The sequence below is a fragment of the Pseudomonas fluorescens genome (genome assembly GCF_012974785.1).
Lineage (GTDB): Bacteria > Pseudomonadota > Gammaproteobacteria > Pseudomonadales > Pseudomonadaceae > Aquipseudomonas > Aquipseudomonas fluorescens_BT.
Window position 1 is genome coordinate 6,116,840 of sequence record NZ_CP027561.1, and the last position, 21,414, is coordinate 6,138,253.

Consider the following 21,414-nt stretch of genomic DNA (forward strand, 5'->3'; position numbering starts at 1 on the left):
TTCGGCGCACAAAGCGCCAACAGAGGACAGCTTCATGGAAGCATTGCACCAGAAAATCCGCGAACAAGGCATTGTGCTTTCCGACCAGGTCCTGAAGGTCGACGCCTTCCTGAACCACCAGATCGACCCGGCCCTGATGAAGCTGATCGGCGACGAGTTCGCCTCGCTGTTCAAGGATTCCGGCATCACCAAGATCGTCACCATCGAAGCGTCGGGCATCGCCCCGGCGATCATGACCGGTCTGAACCTCGGCGTCCCGGTGATCTTCGCCCGCAAGCAACAGTCCCTGACCCTGACTGAAAACCTGCTGTCGGCAACCGTTTACTCGTTCACCAAGAAGACCGAAAGCACCGTCGCCATCTCCCCGCGTCACCTGACCAGCAGCGACCGCGTGCTGATCATCGACGACTTCCTGGCCAACGGTAAGGCGTCCCAGGCGCTGATTTCGATCATCAAGCAGGCCGGCGCCACCGTCGCGGGCCTGGGCATCGTGATCGAGAAGTCGTTTCAGGGCGGCCGTGCGGAGCTTGATTCGCAGGGTTACCGCGTCGAGTCGCTGGCTCGCGTGAAATCGCTGAAGGATGGCGTGGTTACTTTCATCGAATAACCCCGGCTTCATCGCATTATCCCTGTGGGAGCGGGCTTGCTCCCACAGTTGGTTTTACGGTGAACACTATTGCGCGGTGGCCTTCAGGCCACTGAGCAACAACCGTTGAAACAGGTCTTCCTTCAGGCCTTCCGGATGGGTGAGCTGCATGCGCGCCAGATGCTCCGGATACAGCGAAGCCTCAGGCGCGTCCAGCGCTGCCTTGCCCAGCTCCAGAATCTCGGTCAGCTTGAACTTGCTCTTGAGCCAGTTCAGCGCCCGCAACAGATCCTTCTCGACCTCAGTGAAATCGCAGCCCAGCGGATACTCCGGAAACAGGTTCGGATGCCGCGCGGCAATCGCCTGCAAGCGTTGTGGGGTGTTGTCGGTAAAGCGCGGATCGAGTCGAAAATCCTTCGGCAGCTTGCCGACCTTCTGCGCCTGCTCGATCAGGCCCTGCTGGAAGCGTGAGTCGCTGATATTGAGCAACGCCTCGATCACCACTGCATCGGACTTGCCGCGCAGATCGGCGATGCCGTACTCGGTCACCACGATGTCGCGCAGGTGCCGTGGAATCGTGCAGTGGCCATATTCCCAGACAATGTTCGAACTGACATCGCCGCCGGATTCGCGCCAGCTGCGCAGCAGCAGGATCGACCGCGCATCGTGCAGCGCATGGCCCTGGGCGACGAAGTTGTACTGCCCGCCGACGCCGCTGAGCACCCGACCATCCTGGAGCTGATCGGACACCCCTGCGCCGAGCAGGGTCATGGTGAATGCGGTGTTGATGAATCGAGCATCAATGCGCTGCAGGCGCTTGAGCTCTTCCTGACCGTACAGCTCGTTGATGTAGCTGATGCGGGTCATGTTGAATTCAAGACGTTTGCTGTGGGGCAGTTCGCGCAATCGCTCATAGAAGCTGCGCGGTCCGAGGAAGAAACCGCCGTGCACTGAAATGCCGTCGGTTTGCGCGGCCTCGTCGAGGGTGCCGGCGTTGGCCTGTTCCTGAGTCTGCACGTCAGGGTAGACCTTGCGCCGGATGATCCCCGCGTCCGCCAGTACCAGCAGGCCGTTGACGAACATTTCGCTGCAACCGTAAAGGCCTTTGGCGAACGGCTCGATGCCGCCCTCGCGTTCGATCAGTTGCGCCCACTGACCGAGATTCATATCGGCCAGCAACTCCCGGTAGCCGGTATTGTCGGCCTGACGCGCCAGCAACGCGGCGGTCAGCGCATCGCCCATCGAACCGATACCGATCTGCAACGTGCCGCCGTCGCGCACCAACGTACTGGCGTGCAGGCCGATGAAGTGATCCTGAAAGCCGACGGGCATGTTCGGCGTGGAAAACAGTGTGCTGCTGTCCTTTTCGTCGATCAGCAGGTCAAAGGTGTCGATATCCACTTCGGCGTCGCCGGGCATGTACGGCAACTCCGTGTGCACCTGACCGACCAGCAGTATGGTCTCCCCCGCCGCCCGGCGTTTGGCGATCATCGGGAACAGGTCGAGGGTGATGTCCGGGTTGCAGCTCAGGCTCAGGCGATCGGGATGTTCACTGCTGCTGGCGAGCAACTGCGCCACCAGGTTCAGGCCGGCGGCGTTGATGTCACGGGCGGCGTGGCTGTAGTTGCTGCTGACGTAATCCTGCTGGGCCCGCGCGCTGTTGAGCAGACTGCCGGGCTGCATGAAAAATTGCTCGATACGGATGTTGGCCGGCAGACTGTCGCGGCGCAGGTCAGCAAGAAACTCCAGCTCCGGGTAATCACCGAACACCCGCTCGACGAAGGGCTCGATGAAGCGCTTTTGCAAACCATCGCCCAGGGCAGGACGGCCGAGGCACAGGGCGGTGTAGATCGTCAGCTGCCGTTCAGGCAATCCGGCAACCCGCCGGTACAGCGCGTTGACGAAGGGATTGGGTTTGCCCAGCCCCAGCGGCAGGCCCATGTGGATGTGCGCCGGCAACCGTGCCAGTACGTCGTCCACTGCTTGTTCGATCGAACACAACTGCACCATCTGAAGCCTCCTGCCCGTTCCGTGAATAGGGGTACGACCGAGATTGCCGGTTGTTTGCTGCAATGAACAGCCTCGGGCCTGAATCGCAGGTACAAAAAAACCGTCCGAAGACGGTTTTTTTCGTCAGAAGCGCGCCTTACTTCAGGCCGGACATCTTCTGGATGGCGCCCTTCAGCTCATCATCCGAGCAGTCGGCGCAGGTGCCTTTCGGAGGCATGGAGTTGATACCGGTGATGGCCTTGGCCAGGATGCCGTCGAGGCCGCCCTGGTGATCGGCGCGCTCTTTCCATGCTGCGGCGTCACCGATTTTCGGTGCGCCCAGCAGGCCGGTGCCGTGGCAAGCGTTGCAATGTTTGGCAATCACTTCATCCGGCGTCTTGGCGCCGCCACCGCCGCCCGCCGAAGCAGCGACTTCCATCCCCTTGCACTCTTGCCCTTGAACACAGACCTGGCCGACGGGCTCGAGGCGTTTGGCAATGTCGTCATTCGTCGCAGCTTGAGCGCTGACAGCCCAGAGGGCCAGTACGGTTGCTGGTGCAGCCAGCATTTTCATAATTAGATTCACGCGTTCACCCTCAATGGTGGCTATTCACGCCTGCGGCCACGGTTCGCAGGCGGGCGCAAGTATAGCGGGTAGCCCGCCACACTGAAACAACCCCAAAGTTAAAGGGGTCTTGTTGCGCATCGGTCAAACAGTCCGGACACCTTTGCCGCAGTGGCCTGGCGTCTCTCGGTTTAAAAGTTCGCCGGCGTGGCTGCGCTGATTAGTCGCGCCGGCGCGTCGAACGGATTACGGAAACGATGCGGCTTGGTACTTTCAAAGTAGTAGCTGTCGCCGGCTTCGAGGATAAAAGTTTCAAGGCCCACCACCAGTTCCAGGCGCCCCTCCACCAGAATTCCGGTTTCTTCGCCTTCGTGGGTGAGCATTTCTTCGCCGGTGTCGGCGCCCGGTGGATAGATTTCGTTGAGAAACGCGATGGCCCGGCTCGGGTGTGCGCGGCCGACCAGTTTCATGGTCACGGCGCCGTCGGAAATGTCGATCAGCTCGTTGGCCTTGTAGACGATCTGGGTCGGTTTTTCCTGGAGGATTTCTTCGGAAAAGAACTCGACCATGGACATGGGAATCCCGCCCAGCACCTTCCTCAGCGAACTGATCGAAGGGCTGACACTGTTCTTTTCGATCATCGAAATGGTGCTGTTGGTGACGCCCGCGCGCTTGGCGAGTTCACGCTGGGAAAGCCCTTTGAGCTTGCGGATCGATTGCAGTCGTTCACCGACGTCCAAGGCTTGGGCCTCCTGAGTGTTGTAGAAATATTGAGCGTTATCATGGCGACAGCGTTCAGTATTTACAACACTTGGGCCCGGCCCGGGCTTCAACCCCCGGAATAGAGCCTTGGCACCCGGCGCAGGTTGCAGAAGATCTGGTACGCAATGGTATCCGCCCACTTCGCCACGTCGCTGGCGAGGATGTTCTTGCCCCACAGCTCGACGGTCGAACCCAGGCCGGCTTCCGGCACATCGGTCAGGTCGATGCACAGCATGTCCATCGACACCCGGCCAAGAATGCGGCTGCGCTGGCCGGCCACCAGCACCGGGGTGCCGGTCGGTGCCTGACGCGGGTAACCGTCGGCATAACCCATGGCAACCACGCCGATGCGCATCGGTTTGTCAGTGATGAATTTGGCGCCATAGCCCACCGGTTCACCGGCAGGCAATTCACGTACGCTGATGACTTTCGACTCCAGCGTCATCACCGGTTGCAGGCGCTCGGCCACGGCGTTGGCTTCTTCGAAAGGGGTGGCACCGTAAAGCATGATGCCCGGACGCACCCAGTCGCTGTGAATCTGTGGCCAGCCCAGTACCGCCGGCGAGTTGCGCAGGCTGACTTCGGCTGCCAGGCCCTGACGTGCCGCTTCAAACACTGCAACCTGATCGGCGCTGCTCTGCTCGTGCAGCTCATCGGCACGGGCGAAGTGGCTCATCAGCACGACTTTCGCCACTTTGCCGCTGGCCAGCAGACGCTGGTAAGCCGCCGGGTAATCCTTGGGATGCAGGCCGACACGGTGCATGCCCGAATCGAGCTTCAGCCACACAGTGATCGGTTTGCTCAACGTCGTCTGTTCGATCGCTTCGAGCTGCCACAGCGAATGCACCACACACCAGAAATCGTGCTCGACGATCAGCGCCAGCTCATCGGCTTCGAAAAAACCTTCAAGCAACAGCACCGGCGCACGAATGCCAGCGGCACGCAGCTCCAGGGCTTCTTCGATACAGGCCACCGCGAAGCCATCCGCTTCAGCCTCCAGCGCCTGGGCACATCGCACTGCGCCGTGGCCGTAGGCATCGGCCTTGATCACCGCCAATGCCTTGGCACCGGTGACTTCGCGGGCGATACGGTAGTTGTGACGCAGGGCTTGAAGGTCGATCAGGGCACGGGCAGGACGCATGGCAGCAGACTTCTTGGCGGTCATGGAATAAAAACCGGCGCTGGCTGGCGGCGTGAACCGCCAACAGCACCGGGAGAGGGATCTTTACAACGTGTTACGGCAACGCGGCGACGATGGAGATCTCGACCAGGATGCTCGGCTTGGCCATCTTCGCTTCAACCGTGGCACGGGCCGGCGCGGCGCCTTTGGGCAGCCACTGATCCCACACCGAATTCATGCCGGCAAAGTGCGCCTCGATGTCGTTCAGATAGATCGTCGCCGACAGCAGATGCTGTTTGTCGGTGCCGGCCAGATCGAGCAGACGCTCGATGTTGGCGAGTACGTCGCGGGTCTGCTGTTCGACACCGGCGTTGAAGTCATCGCCGACCTGCCCGGACAGATACACCGTACCGTTGTGGCTGACGATCTGACTCATGCGCTCATTGGTGAGCTGGCGCTGGATTGCCATGCTTTGCGGACTCCTGGGTCTTGTTGCCATAACGGGAAATATCGAGGCCTTCGGCGCTGATCTGCGGCTTTTTCTTCGCCATCAGGTCAGCCAGCAAGCGACCGGAGCCACACGCCATGGTCCAGCCGAGGGTGCCGTGACCGGTGTTCAGGAACAGGTTCTTGAACGGGGTGGCGCCGACGATCGGCGTGCCATCCGGCGTGGTTGGACGCAGACCGGTCCAGAAACTCGCTTCGGCCAGATTGCCGCCCTGAGGATAAAGGTCGTTGACGATCATCTCCAGGGTTTCGCGCCGACGCGGGTTCAGCGACAGGTCAAAACCGGCGATCTCCGCCATGCCGCCAACGCGGATGCGGTTGTCGAAACGAGTGATCGCGACCTTGTAGGTCTCGTCGAGGATGGTCGAAGTCGGGGCCATGGCCGGGTTGGTGATCGGCACGGTCAGCGAGTAGCCCTTCAACGGATAGACCGGGGCCTTGATGCCCAGCGGCTTGAGCAGTTGCGGCGAGTAGCTGCCGAGGGCCAGCACGTAGCGGTCGGCGGTTTCCAGCTTGCCGTCGATCCACACGCCGTTGATGCGGTCACCGGCGAAGTCGAGGCGCTGGATGTCCTGGTTGAAACGGAATTCCACACCCAGGTTCACGGCCATTTCGGCGAGGCGGGTGGTGAAAATCTGGCAGTCGCCGGTCTGGTCGTTCGGCAGGCGCAGGGCACCGGCGAGGATGTCGGTGACGCTGGCCAGCGCCGGCTCGACGCGGGCAATGCCGGCGCGGTCGAGGACTTCGAACGGTACGCCGGACTCTTTCAGGACGGCGATGTCCTTGGCGGCGCCATCAAGCTGAGCCTGGGTGCGGAACAGCTGGGTGGTGCCCAGGCTGCGACCTTCGTAGGCGATGCCGGTTTCGGCGCGCAATTCGTCGAGGCAGTCGCGGCTGTACTCGGACAGACGCACCATGCGCTCCTTGTTCACCGCGTAACGGTTGGCGGTGCAGTTGCGCAGCATCTGCGCCATCCACAGGTACTGGTCGATGTCGGCGGTGGCCTTGATCGCCAGCGGCGCGTGGCGTTGCAGCAGCCATTTGATGGCCTTGAGCGGAACGCCCGGCGCGGCCCACGGCGAGGCGTAGCCCGGCGAGACCTGGCCGGCGTTGGCGAAACTGGTCTCCATGGCCGCGGCGGGCTGCCGGTCGACCACCACCACTTCAAACCCGGCACGGGCCAGATAGTAAGCACTGGCGGTACCGATGACGCCGCTACCCAAGACCATAACGCGCATTTTTGTATCCCTCTCGCGGCGTGCCGCGTACGTCTGTTGTCAGAGCAATGATGCGCGCAGTGTAAAAAAGATTCGCCAGTGCTTTTCACTGTATAAGCGCCTATATTTGGCGACAATTCTCGGCAAAAACCCTTTTCACGGAGGCGCATCCCCTATGCGTACCAACACTCAGACCAAACGTGAGCTGGACAAGATCGACCGCAACATCTTGCGGATCCTGCAGGCGGACGGGCGGATTTCATTCACTGAACTGGGCGAGAAAGTCGGGCTCTCCACCACGCCCTGCACCGAGCGGGTGCGACGCCTGGAGCGTGAGGGGATCATCATGGGCTACAACGCCCGCCTGAATCCGCAGCACTTGAAGGGGAGTCTGCTGGTGTTCGTCGAGATCAGCCTCGACTACAAGTCCGGCGATACTTTCGAAGAGTTCCGACGCGCGGTGCTGAAATTGCCCCACGTACTGGAGTGCCACCTGGTGTCAGGGGATTTCGACTATCTGGTGAAGGCGCGGATTTCCGAGATGGCCTCGTACCGCAAGCTGCTGGGCGACATCCTGCTCAAGCTGCCGCACGTACGCGAATCCAAGAGCTACATCGTGATGGAAGAAGTGAAAGAGAGCCTGAGCCTGCCGATTCCGGACTGAACGCTCAGACCAGCACCTGTCGGTTCTCGGCCATGTACTCGAACACCTGCTTCTCGACCCGTGGGTGAATCAGCTCCACCGGCCGACGGCCGTTGGGGCACGGCAAGGTCTGGGTGGTGCCGAACAAGCGGCAGATCAGCGGCCGTTCGTCATACACCGTGCAGCCGTTCGGCCCCAGGTGCACACAGTTGAGTTCTTCCATGGCCGCGTCCTGCTCGGCACGCGTCTTGCGCGGCAGGCGGGACATTTCCTCGGGCGAGGTGGTCACCGGCCCACAGCAGTCATGACAGCCCGGCACGCACTCGAACGTGGGAATCTGCTGACGCAGGGTGCGGATTTTCTGACTGTTGCAGCTCATTGCAGCGGTAACCGGAGCGAAATAGGCGGCAATTGTGCCGCAAAAGCCGTGATCCAGACACCACGGGCCGACCAATGTTGCCCGGCCTCGGGCCTGCGGCTTATGCTCCGTCAAATTTTCTCGACACCCGTTCAGGATGACGCCCATGAATGCCCGCGCCCAAGCCTTCGCGAGCCAACCCCACGTTGCCTCTTACTACGCCGCCAGCAGCCTGCCGCAGCCCGACCATCCGGTGCTGCAAGGCGAGCTGATCGCGGACGTGTGCGTGGTCGGCGGCGGTTTCTCCGGGCTGAACACCGCGCTGGAGCTGGCAGATCGCGGCCTGAGCGTCGTGCTGCTGGAAGCGCACCGGATTGGCTGGGGCGCCAGCGGCCGCAATGGTGGGCAATTGATTCGCGGGGTGGGTCACGGCCTTGACCAGTTCGCCAACGTGATCGGCACCGACGGCGTGCGCCAGATGAAACTCATGGGCCTGGAAGCGGTGGAAATCGTCCGACAACGCGTCGAGCGTTTTCAGATCCCCTGCGACCTGACCTGGGGCTACTGCGACCTCGCCAACAAACCCCGCGATCTCGAGGGTTTTGCCGAGGATGCCGAAGAACTCCGAGGTCTCGGTTACCGCTATGAAACCCGACTGTTGCAAGCGAGCGAGATGCACACCGTGGTCGGTTCCAGACGCTACGTCGGCGGCCTGATCGATATGGGTTCCGGGCATCTGCATCCATTGAACCTGGCACTCGGCGAAGCCGCCGCGGCGCAGCAACTGGGGGTGAAGCTGTTCGAACAATCGGCGGTCACCCGCATCGACTACGGCCCTGAAGTCCGGGTGTACACGAAGCAAGGCTCGGTGCGGGCGAAGACTCTGGTGCTCGGCTGCAACGCCTATCTCAACAATCTGAATCCGCAACTCAGCGGCAAGGTGCTGCCCGCCGGCAGCTATATCATCGCCACCGAACCGCTGAGCGAAGAACAGGCCCACGCCCTGCTGCCACAGAACATGGCGGTCTGCGACCAACGGGTGGCGCTGGATTACTACCGCCTCTCGGCGGACCGTCGTCTGCTGTTCGGCGGCGCCTGCCATTACTCGGGTCGTGATCCGAAGGACATCGGCGCGTACATGCGGCCGAAGATGCTCGAAGTGTTCCCGCAACTGGCTTCGGCGAAAATCGAGTATCAGTGGGGCGGGATGATCGGCATCGGAGCCAACCGTCTGCCGCAGATTGGCCGGCTAAGCGATCAGCCGAACGTGTATTACGCCCAGGCCTATTCCGGTCACGGGGTGAATGCCACGCACCTGGCGGGCAAGTTGCTGGCCGAGGCCATCAGCGGCCAGCACAGCGGCGGTTTCGACCTGTTCGCCAAAGTGCCCCACATCACCTTCCCCGGTGGCAAGCATCTGCGCTCGCCGTTGCTGGCGTTGGGGATGTTGTGGCATCGCCTTAAAGAACTGGTCTGATGGTTTTGTAGCATCCTGAGGCCGCCATCGCGAGCAGGCTCGCTCCCACCTTGGAATGCAAACCCCTGTGGGAGCGAGCCTGCTCGCGAATGGACCTCATGAGTTCTGAAGATTCAGATCCGCCAGAACGGCTTCAACCCCTCCTCCAGCGCCTGTTCGCGAGTCAGCCCGACATCCTTGAGCTGCTCCGCCGTCAGGCCCAGCAGCGCTTTGCGTGTGTGCAGACGATGCCAGAACAGGCCCCAGCGGTTCAGGCCGGACGGCGCGTTGCGCAGCATCTCGTTGCGCGCGTTGTCCTGTTGCCCTGCCTCCAGTTCCTGACTGTGTAACGTCAGCCGCACATCGCTCAAGCCGTTCATTTTTGTCGCTCCTGTTTACTTGGGTAGCCAGAGATTCCATGATGCGCGGGCCGACAAAAGCATTACAGATTCAACACATCTGTATTATTTCCATACAGATTTGCTGTCTCCGGGACTGAATTGTCGATTTACGCCGCATCTGTACTGGTTTTTCGAATCACCTGCATCGAGGCAGTGCCATGACCCTGTATGTGAACCTCGCCGAACTGCTCGGCACCCGCATCGAACAAGGCTTCTACCGTCCTGGTGATCGCCTGCCGTCGGTGCGCGCCTTGAGCGTAGAACACGGGGTCAGCCTGAGCACGGTGCAGCAGGCCTATCGAATGCTGGAAGACAGCGGCCTGGCCACGCCAAAGCCCAAATCCGGGTACTTCGTGCCGGTCGGCCGCGAGCTGCCGGAACTGCCGGCGGTCGGGCGCCCGGCCCAGCGCCCGGTGGAAATTTCCCAGTGGGATCAGGTGCTGGAACTGATTCGCACGGTGCCGCGCAAGGACGTGGTGCAACTCGGTCGCGGCATGCCGGACATCTCGTCACCGACGATGAAACCGCTGCTGCGCGGACTGGCCCGTATCAGCCGCCGCCAGGACATGCCCGGTCTGTATTACGACAACATCCACGGCTCCCTCGAACTGCGCGAACAGATCGCCCGGCTGATGCTCGATTCCGGCTGCCAGTTGAGCGCCAGCGACCTCGTCATCACCACCGGTTGCCATGAAGCGCTGTCCACCAGCATCCACGCGATCTGCGAGCCGGGTGACATCGTCGCGGTGGAATCGCCAAGCTTTCACGGCGCCATGCAGACCCTCAAAGGGCTGGGCATGAAAGCCCTGGAAATCCCCACCGACCCGCTCACCGGCATCAGCCTCGAAGCGCTGGAACTGGCGCTGGAGCAATGGCCGATCAAGGTCATCCAGATCACGCCCAACTGCAACAATCCGCTCGGTTACATCATGCCGGAGTCGCGCAAGCGGGCCTTGCTCAATCTGGCCCAGCGCTTCGACGTCGCGATCATCGAGGACGATGTATATGGCGAGCTGGCCTACACCTACCCGCGTCCGCGCACGATCAAATCCTTCGACGAGGATGGCCGCGTGTTGCTGTGCAGCTCGTTCTCCAAGACGCTCGCGCCGGGATTGCGCATCGGCTGGGTCGCGCCGGGTCGATACCTTGAGCGGGTACTGCACATGAAATACATCAGCACCGGCTCCACCGCCCCACAGCCGCAGATCGCCATCGCCGAATTTCTCAAGGCAGGGCACTTCGAACCGCATTTGCGGCGGGTGCGCACGCAATACCAGCGCAATCGCGACGTGATGATCGACTGGGTGGCCCGTTATTTCCCGGCAGGCACCCGCGCCAGCCGTCCGCAAGGCAGCTTCATGCTCTGGGTCGAACTGCCGGAAGGTTTCGATACCCTGAAACTGAATCGAGCGCTGCACGACCAAGGCGTACAGATTGCCGTCGGCAGCATCTTTTCCGCCTCGGGCAAGTACCGCAATTGCCTGCGCATGAACTACGGTGCCAAACCTACACCGCTGATCGAAGAGGCGGTGCGCAAAGTCGGTGCAACGGCAATCAGATTGCTGGCGGAAGCCGACTGACTTTTCACGAGCAAACAGCGTCCATATGCCCAACCCTGCCGCCAACCGGAACAATCCCACGTGAGCTTCAGACAGCCCCTACTCGCTCTGCTGGTACTCGCCTCGTTCCTTGGCGGTTGTGCGTCTATCGACGTACCGCGCGAATCGAGCCAGGCCTTGCCGGCGTCCGACTCCGCGTTCGGCCGCTCGATCCAGGCCCAGGCGGCTCCCTACAAGGGCCAGTCCGGCTTTCGCCTGCTGTCCAACAGCACCGAAGCCTTCACCGCCCGCGCCGAACTGATCCGCAACGCCCAGAGCAGCCTCGACCTGCAGTACTACATCGTCCATGACGGCATCAGCACGCGAATGCTGGTGGAAGAAGTGCTGAAGGCCGCCGACCGTGGCGTGCGGGTGCGCATCCTGCTGGACGACACCACCAGCGACGGTCTCGACCTGATCATCGCCACGCTGGCGGCGCATCCGAATATCCAGATCCGCCTGTTCAATCCATTGCACCTGGGCCGCAGCACCGGCGTGACCCGCGCCGCAGGCCGGCTGTTCAACCTGTCGCAGCAACACCGGCGGATGCACAACAAACTGTGGCTGGCGGACAACAGCGCCGCGATCGTCGGCGGACGCAATCTGGGTGACGAGTACTTCGATGCCGAGCCCAATCTGAACTTCACCGACATCGACATGCTCAGCGTCGGACCGGTCGCCGAGCAGCTCGGACACAGTTTCGACCAGTACTGGAACAGCGCCCTGAGCAAACCGATCGACGAATTCCTCTCCAGCAAACCCTCGGCCAAAGACCTGCAGAACACCCGCACGCGCCTGGAAGAATCCCTCGAGGAAACCCGCAAACAAAATCACGCGCTCTATCAGCAGTTGATGACCTTCACCACCCACCCGCGCATGGACATCTGGCGCCGAGAGCTGATCTGGGCGTGGAACCAGGCGTTGTGGGATGCACCGAGCAAGGTGCTGGCGGACGGCGAGCCCGATCCGCAACTGCTGCTGACCACGCAACTGGCACCGGAACTGCGGGGTGTCAGCAAGGAACTGATGATGATTTCCGCCTACTTCGTACCGGGCCAGCCGGGGCTGGTTTACCTCACCGGCCGGGCCGATGCGGGCGTATCGGTGAGCCTGCTGACCAACTCGCTGGAAGCCACCGATGTGCCGGCAGTACACGGTGGTTATGCGCCGTATCGCAAGGCGTTGCTGGAACATGGCGTGAAACTGTTCGAGCTGCGGCGCCAGCCTGGGGATAACTTCGGCAGCGGCCCGCATCTGTTTTACAGCAAGTCGTTTCGCGGCTCGGATTCCAGCCTGCACAGCAAGGCGATGATCTTCGACGGAAAGAAAGCGTTCATCGGCTCGTTCAACTTCGACCCCCGCTCGGTGCTGTGGAACACCGAAGTCGGGGTGCTGGTGGACAGCCCCGAACTGGCAGCCCATGTGCGGGAACTGGCCCTGCAAGGCATGGCCCCGGCGCTGAGCTACGAGGCGAAACTGCAAGACGGGAAAGTGGTATGGGTCACCGAGGACAACGGCCAGATGCACACCTTGACCAAGGAGCCCGGCAGCTGGTGGCGGCGCGTCAATGCGTGGTTCAGCACCACGGTGGGGCTGGAGCGGATGCTGTAGCGATCCGCCCCGGTCGGATCCTCAGGCAGGCTCCGGCACCTTGCCGAACGCACCTTGCCGCAACAGCAGTATCACCAGCCCGAACGCCCCGGCCGCCATAAACCATGGCAGCGCGTGCCCGCTGATCCATTGACTGCCCGCCCCCGCCGCCAACGGCCCGATCAGGCAACCGACACCCCAAAGTTGCGCGACATGTGCATTGGCGCGCACCAGCGCATCGTCACGGTAGCGCTCGCCGATCAGGATCAGCGACAAGGTGAACAAGCCACCGGCACTGGCGCCGAACAGCACCCACAGCGGCCAGATCAGCAAGGTGTCGATCAGCATCGGGATCGCCAGACTCGACAGCATCAGCACCACGGCGCAACCGGCGAACAAGGTCCGCCGAGACAGGTAGTCGGCCAATGCACCGATGGGCAATTGCAGCAGCGCATCGCCCACCACCACGGTGCTGACCATCGCCAGCGCCATTTCTGCCGTAAAGCCTTGTTGCAGGCAATACACCGGCAACAGGGTCAAAATCATCGCCTCGAACGCGGCGAACAGCGACACCGCCCAGGCAATTGCCGGCAGCTCGCGACTGAAGCCCCACAGATCACCGAACGTCACGCTACTGGCCTCGCTGCTCGGCGCCCCGCTGCGACCCAGCAGCAACAGCGGCGAGACAATCAGCAGAGCGACGCCGACCCAGAAGCCGTAATCATGCGCGGTGCCGAGTGCGCCCAGCAGCAACGGACCGGACAGTTGGCTAAGCGCATAACTGCTGCCATACAGCGCCACCAGCCGCCCGCGCCACTGCTCGACCACCAGTTGGTTGATCCAGCTTTCGCCGAGGATGAAGACGATGGTCAGGATCACCCCGATCATCAACCGCAGCACCAGCCAGATCGGGTAGCTCGGTAGCAGTGCCAGCAGGCCGATGGACAATGCGCCGCCCCACAGGCACAGGCGCATCAGGTTCGCCGTGCCGAAACGCGCCGCCAGATGACTGGAAATCTTCGCCCCGAGCAACACGCCAATGGCCGGCATCGCGGCCATCACACCAATGGCGAACGAGCCGTAACCCCAGCCCTCCAGACGCAACGACACCAGCGGCATGCTGACACCGAGGGTCAGGCCAACACTCAAGACAGACGCCAACACGGCGAAATACGTCGCCCAACGCATGGTCCACGCTCCTGTGGATAATTTTTATTCACACAAAACCAATGTGGGAGCGGGCTTGCTCGCGAATGCAGTCTGACAGTCGACATTATTGCTGACTGACACACCGCCTTCGCGAGCAAGCCCGCTCCCACAAGGGTCTCTGTTTCGTCAGGGAGCCTGGAGTGACCGGGCTCCCGTCAACGGCTTACAGCTTGATCCAGGTCGCCTTCAGCTCGGTGTATTTATCGAATGCATGCAGCGACTTGTCACGGCCGTTGCCCGACTGCTTGAAGCCGCCGAACGGCGCGGTCATGTCGCCGCCATCGTACTGGTTGACCCACACGCTGCCGGCACGCAGTGCCTTGGCGGTCAGGTGTGCCTTGGAGATGTCCTGAGTCCAGACCGCTGCCGCCAGGCCGTAAGGCGTGTCGTTGGCGATGTTGATCGCCTCTTCGGCGGTATCAAAAGCGATGACCGACAGCACCGGGCCGAAGATCTCTTCCTGGGCGATCTTCATCGCGTTGCTCACGCCGTCGAAAATCGTCGGCTCGACGTAGGTGCCACCGGTTTCCTGAAGAATGCGCTTGCCGCCAGCCACCAGTTTGGCGCCGTCGGTATGGCCCGACTCGATGTAGGACAGCACGGTGTTCATCTGTTGGGTATCGACCAGCGCGCCAACGTTGGTAGCCGGATCCAGCGGGTTGCCCGGTTTCCAGGCTTTCAGCGCCTCGATCACCATCGGCAGGAATTTGTCCTTGATCGAACGCTCGACCAGCAGACGCGAACCGGCAGTGCAGACTTCGCCCTGGTTGAAGGCGATGGCGCTGGCGGCGGATTCGGCGGCGGCCTGCAGATCCGGCGCATCGGCAAACACGATGTTCGGGCTCTTGCCGCCAGCTTCCAGCCAGACGCGTTTCATGTTCGATTCGCCGGAATAGATCATCAGTTGCTTGGCGATTTTGGTCGAACCGGTGAACACCAGGGTGTCGACATCATTATGCAGAGCGAGCGCCTTGCCGACGGTGTGACCGTAGCCCGGCAGCACGTTCAGCACGCCTTTCGGAATACCGGCCTCGACCGCCAGTTCGGCGATGCGGATGGCGGTCAGCGGGGATTTTTCCGACGGTTTGAGGATCACCGAGTTACCGGTCGACAGCGCCGGACCGAGTTTCCAGCAGGCCATCATCAGCGGGAAGTTCCACGGCACGATGGCGCCGACCACACCCACTGGCTCGCGGGTTACCAGACCCAGCTGGTCGTGCGGCGTAGCGGCGACTTCGTCGTAGATCTTGTCGATCGCTTCACCGCTCCAGCTCAACGCCTGCGCGGCGCCCGGCACGTCGATGTACAGCGAATCGCTGATCGGCTTCCCCATGTCGAGGGTTTCGAGCAGGGCCAGTTCTTCGGCGTGCTGTTTCAGCAGGCCGGCGAAACGGATCATGGTGGCTTTGCGTTTGGTCGGCGCCAGGCGCGACCAGACGCCGGAATTGAAGGTGGCGCGGGCGTTTTCCACGGCGCGCTGGGCATCGGCGGCGTCACAGCTGGCAATCTTGCCCAGCAGACGGCCATCGACCGGGCTGATGCACTCGAAGGTCTCGCCGGAGACGGCATCGGTGTACTCGCCGTTGAGGTAGGCGCGGCCTTCGATCTTCAGGTCGCGGGCGCGTTGTTCCCAGTCGGCACGAGTCAGGGTGGTCATTCGAGTGTCCTCCTCTTGTTCAATACGAGCGCCGCGATCGTCGCGGTCGTCCTCAGGAATACTGCCCGGCCAGCCTGCTTTTCGGCCCAAGGCATCCGCCACCCTAAACCAGCGGCCGGGGTTGTTTCAATATATTTGACATAAGCTCCTTATACGGCCTTGCGGCGTTCAATTTAATCAACATAGACTTTGGCCCTTTCAAGCCACCGCGCCGTCATCACGGGAGAAAACAACAATGAACATCCAGAACGTCGTCGACATCAGCCTGACCATGGACCAGGCCGAGCGCTACCGCCCGGACCCGGCCAAAGTATTGAAGGGCGATCCCGAGCAGGCGGTGTTCAATCAGTACGACAGCCCTTGCGGGCAAATGGGCGTCGGCGTGTGGGAAGGTGCGGTTGGGCAGTGGACGGTGAATTACACCGAACATGAATACTGCGAAATCCTCCAGGGCGTTTCAGTGCTGCGAGACAGCGAAGGCAACGCCAAGACCCTGCGTGTCGGTGACCGCTTCGTGATTCCCGCCGGTTTCCGTGGCACCTGGGAAGTGCTGGAAGCGTGCCGCAAGGTCTATGTGATCTTCGAACAGAAGGCCTGAGGCTTTTCGCCAGACAACAAAAAAGGCCCGTATCGTGAGATACGGGCCTTTTTCGTAAGTCGGGAAAAATCAATTACTTGATTTTGCCTTCCTTGTAGATCACGTGCTTGCGAACAACCGGATCATATTTCTTGATCTCGATTTTGTCCGGGGTAGTACGCTTGTTCTTGTCGGTAGTGTAGAAGTGACCAGTACCGGCGCTCGAGATCAAACGAATCAATTCACGCATGATTAGCTCCCTTAAACCTTGCCGTCGCGACGCAGCTCGGCCAGCACAACGCTGATGCCACGCTTGTCGATGATACGCATGCCTTTGGCGGAAACGCGCAGGCGTACGAAACGTTTCTCTTCTTCAACCCAGAAGCGGTGATGCTGCAGGTTCGGCAGGAAACGACGACGGGTTTTGTTGTTTGCGTGGGAAATGTTATTCCCGGTTACCGGACCCTTACCGGTAACTTGACATACTCTAGACATGCCTCAGCCCTCTAAAACCACATGCCCAACCCGGCATGGGTTGGCCGCTTAATCTCTAGTCATTGTGGCGCCAGGCGCCGCGATTCTTTAGAGGTCTTACCGGCTACACCTACAAGCGAAGGAACCGGGCCCCTAGAAAAGAGCGCTGCTTTATACCAGAAAGACCACGGAGCAACAACTTTCCGTGTGCAATGAATAGCTAAAAAGCCGCTTTTTCCGCCTGCAAGCGCCTTGGGTAAAGGCTGCCGGCAATTTTTACCATTCGTCGAAGAAAATCGATCATACCCGCATTCGGGATTTTTCCTGCCGCCATTTCCGACAATTCCCCGGCCGCCAGGACTCGAAAATGCAAAAAGGGGATAGTCATTTGCAATTGCGACCACTAGGGTAGGCCTTTTCCAGACTGCACTTGCAGATGGGCCTTCGATCTGTAAAGGAAGCCGACCATGCGCCTCGCTGCCCTCCCCCTGCTGCTCGCCCCGCTATTGCTGAGCCCCCTGGCCCATGCCGCCGCCCTGAGCGTCTGCACCGAGGCCAGCCCTGAAGGGTTCGACGTGGTGCAATACAACTCGCTGACCACCACCAACGCCTCGGCCGACGTACTGATGAATCGCCTGGTGGACTTCGACACCGCCAGCGGCAAGGTGGTCCCTAGCCTGGCCGACAGCTGGGAAGTCAGCACCGACGGCCTGAGCTATGTCTTCAAATTGCACCCGCAGGTGAAATTTCATACGACCGACTACTTCAAGCCAACCCGCGAGTTGACCGCCGAAGACGTCAAATTCAGCTTCGACCGCATGCTCGACCCGGCCAACCCGTGGCACAAGGTCGCCCAGAGTGGCTTCCCGCATGCCCAGTCGATGCAACTGCCGAGCCTGATCAAGAAGATCGACGCACTGGACCCGCTGACCGTGCGCTTCACCCTCGATCACCCGGACTCGACGTTCCTGGCGACCCTGAGCATGGGCTTCGCCTCGATCTACTCCGCGGAATACGCCGACAAACTGCTGAAGGCCGGCTCGACCGACAAGCTCAACAGCCAGCCGGTCGGCACCGGCCCGTTCGTCTTCACCCGATTCCAGAAAGACGCCTCGATCCGCTACAAGGCCAACCCGGACTACTTCCGCGGCAAACCGGCAGTGGACCCGCTGATCTTCGCCATCACCCCGGACGCCAACGTGCGCCTGCAAAAACTGCGGCGCAACGAGTGCCAGATTGCCCTGTCGCCAAAACCGCTGGACGTACAGGCCGCGAAGCAGGAACCGACGCTGAAAGTCGAAAAGACTGACGCGTTCATGACCGCATTCGTCGGCATCAACAGCCAGCATCCGCCGCTGGACAAACCGGAAGTGCGTCAGGCAATCAACCTCGCCTTCGACAAGGCCAACTACCTGAAGGCTGTGTTCGAAGACACTGCCGAAGCCGCCAACGGCCCGTATCCGCCGAACACCTGGAGCTACGCGAAGAATCTGCCGGGTTACCCGCACGACGTGGCAAAAGCCAAGGCATTGCTGGCCAAGGCCGGCCTGAAGGACGGTTTCCAGACCACCATCTGGACACGTCCGTCCGGCAGCCTGCTCAACCCCAACCCGAGCCTCGGTGCGCAATTGCTGCAGTCGGATCTGGCGGAGATCGGCATTCAGGCGGAAATCCGCGTGATCGAATGGGGCGAGCTGATCCGTCGTGCCAAGGCGGGCGAGCATGACCTGCTGTTCATGGGCTGGGCCGGCGACAACGGCGACCCGGATAACTTCCTCACGCCGCAGTTTTCCTGCGCAGCGGTGAAATCCGGCACCAACTTCGCCCGCTACTGCAATGCCGACCTGGACAAGCTGATCAGCGCCGGCAAGACCACCAGCGAACAAGGTGTGCGCACCAAGCTGTATGAGCAGGCGCAGGCGCAGATCCAGCAGCAGGCGCTGTGGCTGCCGCTGGCGCATCCGACGGCGTATGCACTGACGCGCAAAGACGTGCAGGGTTACTCGGTCTCCCCGTTCGGGCGGCAGGACTATTCCAAGGTCACCCTCAAATAACCCGCCACAACACAAAACCTGTGGGAGCGGGCTTGCTCCCACAGGGGTTAGCGTTTGTACTTGGAAGCTACATCCAGCCACACTCCGCCATCGACAACGGCTCCCCATCGCCAACGATGAAGTGATCGAGCACCCGCACGTCAACCAACTCCAAAGCCTTCTGCAAGCGCTTGGTCAATAATCGATCAGCCTGACTCGGATCGCTGTTGCCCGACGGATGGTTGTGGCACAGGATCACGGCGGCCGCGTTATTGGCCAACGAGCGCTTCACCACTTCTCGGGGATGTACCGCGGTGTTGTCGATAGAGCCGCGAAACAGGGTCTCGAAGGTCAGCACCTGATGTTTGGAGTCGAGAAACAGGCAGCCGAACACCTCGTGCGGCTCATGGCGCAGCATGGCCTTGAGGTAATCGCGGACCACCTGCGGATTCTCCAGCGCCGTTTTCTGCCGCATGCGCTCGGCCAAATGTCGCCGCCCCATCTCCAGCACGGCCTGCAGCTGGGCGAACTTCGCCGGCCCCAGACCCAATTGCTCGCTGAACGCCCCGAGATCAGCCTCCAGCAACGCACGCAGGCTGCCGAACTGATTCAACAAGTGTCGCGCCAGATCCACCGCGCTTTTACCGGATACGCCGGTCCGCAGAAAAATCGCCAGCAATTCGGCATCGGAAAGACTTCCCGAGCCCTGTTCAAGCAGCTTCTCCCGCGGCCTTTCCGCCGCCGGCCAATCGCGAATACTCATACACCTTCCTTGTCTGTGGGCGCCGCTGTTCCGTAGCGGTCGCTGTGATATCGTAGCCCATCTTTTTTGCGGGCGAATTCACCCTGGGGAGGGGGTTTCGCCACGTATGTCACCAACGAAATGAAAGGCAGACCTATGCAGCGGCTGTATCGGAAACGCATCGTTCTGGGCGTCGGCGGCGGCATTGCTGCCTACAAGAGCGCCGATCTCGTGCGCCGCCTGATCGATCAGGGCGCCGAAGTGCGCGTGGTCATGACCCGTGGCGGCAGCGAATTCATCACCCCGCTGACCATGCAGGCGCTGTCCGGCCACCCGGTTCACCTGGACTTGCTCGACCCGGCCGCGGAAGCGGCGATGGGCCACATCGAACTGGCCAAATGGGCCGATCTGGTGCTGATCGCCCCGGCCACCGCCGACCTGCTCGCCCGTCTGGCCCAAGGCATTGCCAACGATCTGCTGACCACGCTGGTGCTGGCCACCGACGCCATTGTCGCTGTCGCCCCGGCCATGAACCAGGCCATGTGGCGCGACCCGGCGACCCAGGCCAACCTGCAACTCCTTGAAAGCCGTGGCCTGAAGACCTTCGGCCCGGCCTCCGGCAGCCAGGCCTGCGGCGACGTCGGCATGGGCCGCATGATGGAAGCCACCGATCTGGCCCAGCTCGCGGCGGACTGCTTCCAGCGTCAGGCGCTGACCGGCAAGCACGTAGTAATCACCGCCGGCCCGACCCAGGAAAACATCGACCCGGTGCGCTACATCACCAACCACAGCTCCGGCAAAATGGGCTTCGCCCTGGCGGAAGCGGCGGTTGAGGCCGGCGCCCGTGTCACCCTGATCAGCGGCCCGGTGCATTTGCCGACGCCGGATCGCGTCACCCGCATCGACGTGGTCAGCGCCCGCGACATGCTCGCCGCGTGTGAAGCCGCGATCCCTTGCGACATCTTTATCGCCTCGGCAGCGGTCGCGGACTACCGCCCGGAAGTCGTCGCCCCGCAAAAATTGAAGAAAGACCCTACGAGCGGTGACGGCTTCGTCCTGCAAATGGTGCGCAACCCGGACATCCTGGCCACCATCGCGACCCGTCCCGACCGTCCGTTCAGTGTCGGTTTCGCCGCCGAGACCGAACACCTGCTCGACTACGCAGCACGCAAGCTGAAGGACAAGAATCTCGATCTGATCGTCGCCAACGACGTCGCCAACCCGAGCATCGGTTTCAACAGCGAAGAAAACGCCTGCAGCGTCATCGACCGTGCGCTGCACGCCACGGTCTTCGCCCAGACCAGCAAGAGCAAGATCGCTCGCCAACTGGTCACTTTTATCGCCGAACGTCTGAACCAGGTTTAATTTACATGCACGCTTTGCAAGCCAAGATCCTCGACCCACGCATCGGTACTGAATTCCCGCTGCCGCAATACGCCACGCCAGGCTCCGCCGGCCTCGACCTGCGCGCCATGCTGCAAGAGGACATCGTCATCAAGCCGGGTGAAACCGTGCTGATCCCGACCGGTCTGTCGGTCTACATCGGCGACCCGAACCTCGCCGCGCTGATCCTGCCGCGCTCGGGCATGGGCCATAAGCACGGCATCGTGCTGGGCAATCTGGTCGGCCTGATCGACTCCGACTACCAGGGCCCGCTGATGGTCTCCTGCTGGAACCGTGGCCAGACCGAGTTCACCATGCCGGTGGGCGAGCGTCTGGCGCAGCTGGTGCTGGTGCCCGTAGTGCAGGCGCATTTCGAAATGGTCGAAGAGTTCGTCGAGACCGAGCGCGGCGCTGGCGGTTTCGGCCATTCCGGCACCAAGTGATTTGTCTTGTGGCGTGGGAGCCTGCTCCTTCGCCATAAAAATACGTAGATTCATCTGCAAGCTTTACCGCTGAAAATCAAGGCATTGGCAGGCCAAAGCCACGC

At 61.5% G+C, this 21,414-nt stretch carries 23 protein-coding genes; 9 read left to right on the forward strand and 14 right to left on the reverse strand.

Annotation, left to right across the window (positions count from 1 at the left end):
- Positions 1-34 precede the first annotated feature (34 nt).
- Positions 35-607, forward strand: coding sequence for a xanthine phosphoribosyltransferase (locus C6Y56_RS27980; RefSeq protein ID WP_007920398.1), 573 nt, complete (start codon positions 35-37; stop codon positions 605-607).
- Positions 608-673: 66 nt separating this feature from the next.
- Here C6Y56_RS27980 and C6Y56_RS27985 read toward each other — a convergent pair whose 3' ends face one another.
- From C6Y56_RS27985 to dadA, 6 genes are all read right to left on the reverse strand, one after another.
- The gene (locus C6Y56_RS27985) at positions 674-2,596 is read right to left on the reverse strand and encodes an acetyl-CoA hydrolase/transferase family protein (RefSeq protein WP_169432445.1); all 1,923 of its coding nucleotides are present in this window, start codon (positions 2,594-2,596) and stop codon (positions 674-676) included.
- Positions 2,597-2,732: 136 nt separating this feature from the next.
- A complete protein-coding gene (locus C6Y56_RS27990; RefSeq protein WP_034152043.1) occupies positions 2,733-3,149 on the reverse strand; it encodes a c-type cytochrome in 417 nt (138 codons plus the stop codon).
- A 182-nt stretch (positions 3,150-3,331) separates the two neighbouring features.
- Positions 3,332-3,880, reverse strand: coding sequence for a cupin domain-containing protein (locus C6Y56_RS27995; protein ID WP_003229444.1), 549 nt, complete (start codon positions 3,878-3,880; stop codon positions 3,332-3,334).
- Between the two features lie 89 nt (positions 3,881-3,969).
- The gene (gene alr / locus C6Y56_RS28000) at positions 3,970-5,043 is read right to left on the reverse strand and encodes an alanine racemase (RefSeq protein WP_169432720.1); all 1,074 of its coding nucleotides are present in this window, start codon (positions 5,041-5,043) and stop codon (positions 3,970-3,972) included.
- A gap of 94 nt (positions 5,044-5,137) precedes the next feature.
- Positions 5,138-5,491: a RidA family protein gene (locus C6Y56_RS28005; protein ID WP_039765240.1), complete on the reverse strand. Its 354-nt coding sequence runs from the start codon at positions 5,489-5,491 to the stop codon at positions 5,138-5,140.
- Positions 5,463-6,767: a D-amino acid dehydrogenase gene (dadA, locus tag C6Y56_RS28010; RefSeq protein ID WP_085708888.1), complete on the reverse strand. Its 1,305-nt coding sequence runs from the start codon at positions 6,765-6,767 to the stop codon at positions 5,463-5,465. Before dadA ends, C6Y56_RS28005 begins: the two co-directional genes overlap by 29 nt.
- A gap of 154 nt (positions 6,768-6,921) precedes the next feature.
- Here dadA and C6Y56_RS28015 point away from each other — a divergent pair, with 154 nt between their 5' ends.
- The gene (locus C6Y56_RS28015; protein ID WP_003177284.1) at positions 6,922-7,410 is read left to right on the forward strand and encodes an Lrp/AsnC ligand binding domain-containing protein; all 489 of its coding nucleotides are present in this window, start codon (positions 6,922-6,924) and stop codon (positions 7,408-7,410) included.
- 4 nt (positions 7,411-7,414) lie between these two features.
- Here C6Y56_RS28015 and C6Y56_RS28020 read toward each other — a convergent pair whose 3' ends face one another.
- Complete coding sequence (locus tag C6Y56_RS28020) at positions 7,415-7,768, reverse strand: YkgJ family cysteine cluster protein (RefSeq protein WP_007954485.1); 354 nt, start codon at positions 7,766-7,768, stop codon at positions 7,415-7,417.
- Positions 7,769-7,913: 145 nt separating this feature from the next.
- On the opposite strand from C6Y56_RS28020, the gene C6Y56_RS28025 reads away from it, so the two are divergent.
- Entirely contained in the window at positions 7,914-9,224 is a 1,311-nt protein-coding gene (locus C6Y56_RS28025; RefSeq protein WP_169432446.1) for an NAD(P)/FAD-dependent oxidoreductase, read from the forward strand.
- A 113-nt stretch (positions 9,225-9,337) separates the two neighbouring features.
- On the opposite strand, the gene C6Y56_RS28030 is transcribed toward C6Y56_RS28025, so the two are convergent.
- Positions 9,338-9,583 (reverse strand): DUF1127 domain-containing protein, encoded by a 246-nt coding sequence (locus C6Y56_RS28030; RefSeq protein WP_169432447.1) that lies wholly within the window; start codon positions 9,581-9,583, stop codon positions 9,338-9,340.
- Between the two features lie 179 nt (positions 9,584-9,762).
- On the opposite strand from C6Y56_RS28030, the gene C6Y56_RS28035 reads away from it, so the two are divergent.
- Positions 9,763-11,184: a PLP-dependent aminotransferase family protein gene (locus C6Y56_RS28035; protein WP_169432448.1), complete on the forward strand. Its 1,422-nt coding sequence runs from the start codon at positions 9,763-9,765 to the stop codon at positions 11,182-11,184.
- Between the two features lie 60 nt (positions 11,185-11,244).
- The gene (locus C6Y56_RS28040; protein WP_169432449.1) at positions 11,245-12,813 is read left to right on the forward strand and encodes a phospholipase D family protein; all 1,569 of its coding nucleotides are present in this window, start codon (positions 11,245-11,247) and stop codon (positions 12,811-12,813) included.
- Between the two features lie 21 nt (positions 12,814-12,834).
- On the opposite strand, the gene C6Y56_RS28045 is transcribed toward C6Y56_RS28040, so the two are convergent.
- Both C6Y56_RS28045 and C6Y56_RS28050 read right to left on the reverse strand, forming a co-directional pair.
- Positions 12,835-13,980 (reverse strand): MFS transporter, encoded by a 1,146-nt coding sequence (locus C6Y56_RS28045; RefSeq protein WP_169432450.1) that lies wholly within the window; start codon positions 13,978-13,980, stop codon positions 12,835-12,837.
- 184 nt (positions 13,981-14,164) lie between these two features.
- A complete protein-coding gene (locus tag C6Y56_RS28050; protein ID WP_085708877.1) occupies positions 14,165-15,658 on the reverse strand; it encodes an aldehyde dehydrogenase in 1,494 nt (497 codons plus the stop codon).
- A gap of 235 nt (positions 15,659-15,893) precedes the next feature.
- Between C6Y56_RS28050 and C6Y56_RS28055 the strand changes: the two genes are divergently transcribed.
- Entirely contained in the window at positions 15,894-16,256 is a 363-nt protein-coding gene (locus tag C6Y56_RS28055; RefSeq protein WP_169432451.1) for a cupin domain-containing protein, read from the forward strand.
- 73 nt (positions 16,257-16,329) lie between these two features.
- On the opposite strand, the gene rpmG is transcribed toward C6Y56_RS28055, so the two are convergent.
- The 3 genes from rpmG to C6Y56_RS28070 all read right to left on the reverse strand — a co-directional run bounded on the left by rpmG (position 16,330) and on the right by C6Y56_RS28070 (position 17,097).
- Positions 16,330-16,485, reverse strand: coding sequence for a 50S ribosomal protein L33 (gene rpmG, locus C6Y56_RS28060; RefSeq protein ID WP_003177274.1), 156 nt, complete (start codon positions 16,483-16,485; stop codon positions 16,330-16,332).
- 11 nt (positions 16,486-16,496) lie between these two features.
- Positions 16,497-16,730, reverse strand: a complete 234-nt coding sequence (gene rpmB / locus C6Y56_RS28065; RefSeq protein ID WP_003177273.1) for a 50S ribosomal protein L28 — start codon at positions 16,728-16,730, stop codon at positions 16,497-16,499.
- A gap of 199 nt (positions 16,731-16,929) precedes the next feature.
- On the reverse strand, positions 16,930-17,097 hold the full coding sequence (locus tag C6Y56_RS28070; RefSeq protein ID WP_169432452.1) for a hypothetical protein: 168 nt from the start codon (positions 17,095-17,097) through the stop codon (positions 16,930-16,932).
- A 79-nt stretch (positions 17,098-17,176) separates the two neighbouring features.
- On the opposite strand from C6Y56_RS28070, the gene C6Y56_RS28075 reads away from it, so the two are divergent.
- Positions 17,177-18,763 (forward strand): ABC transporter substrate-binding protein, encoded by a 1,587-nt coding sequence (locus C6Y56_RS28075; protein WP_169432453.1) that lies wholly within the window; start codon positions 17,177-17,179, stop codon positions 18,761-18,763.
- Between the two features lie 67 nt (positions 18,764-18,830).
- Here C6Y56_RS28075 and radC read toward each other — a convergent pair whose 3' ends face one another.
- Entirely contained in the window at positions 18,831-19,505 is a 675-nt protein-coding gene (gene radC, locus C6Y56_RS28080) for a RadC family protein (RefSeq protein WP_169432454.1), read from the reverse strand.
- Positions 19,506-19,640: 135 nt separating this feature from the next.
- Here radC and coaBC point away from each other — a divergent pair, with 135 nt between their 5' ends.
- Complete coding sequence (gene coaBC / locus C6Y56_RS28085) at positions 19,641-20,849, forward strand: bifunctional phosphopantothenoylcysteine decarboxylase/phosphopantothenate--cysteine ligase CoaBC (protein WP_085606127.1); 1,209 nt, start codon at positions 19,641-19,643, stop codon at positions 20,847-20,849.
- A gap of 5 nt (positions 20,850-20,854) precedes the next feature.
- Positions 20,855-21,310, forward strand: a complete 456-nt coding sequence (dut, locus tag C6Y56_RS28090) for a dUTP diphosphatase (protein WP_007954445.1) — start codon at positions 20,855-20,857, stop codon at positions 21,308-21,310.
- Positions 21,311-21,414: the final 104 nt, after the last annotated feature.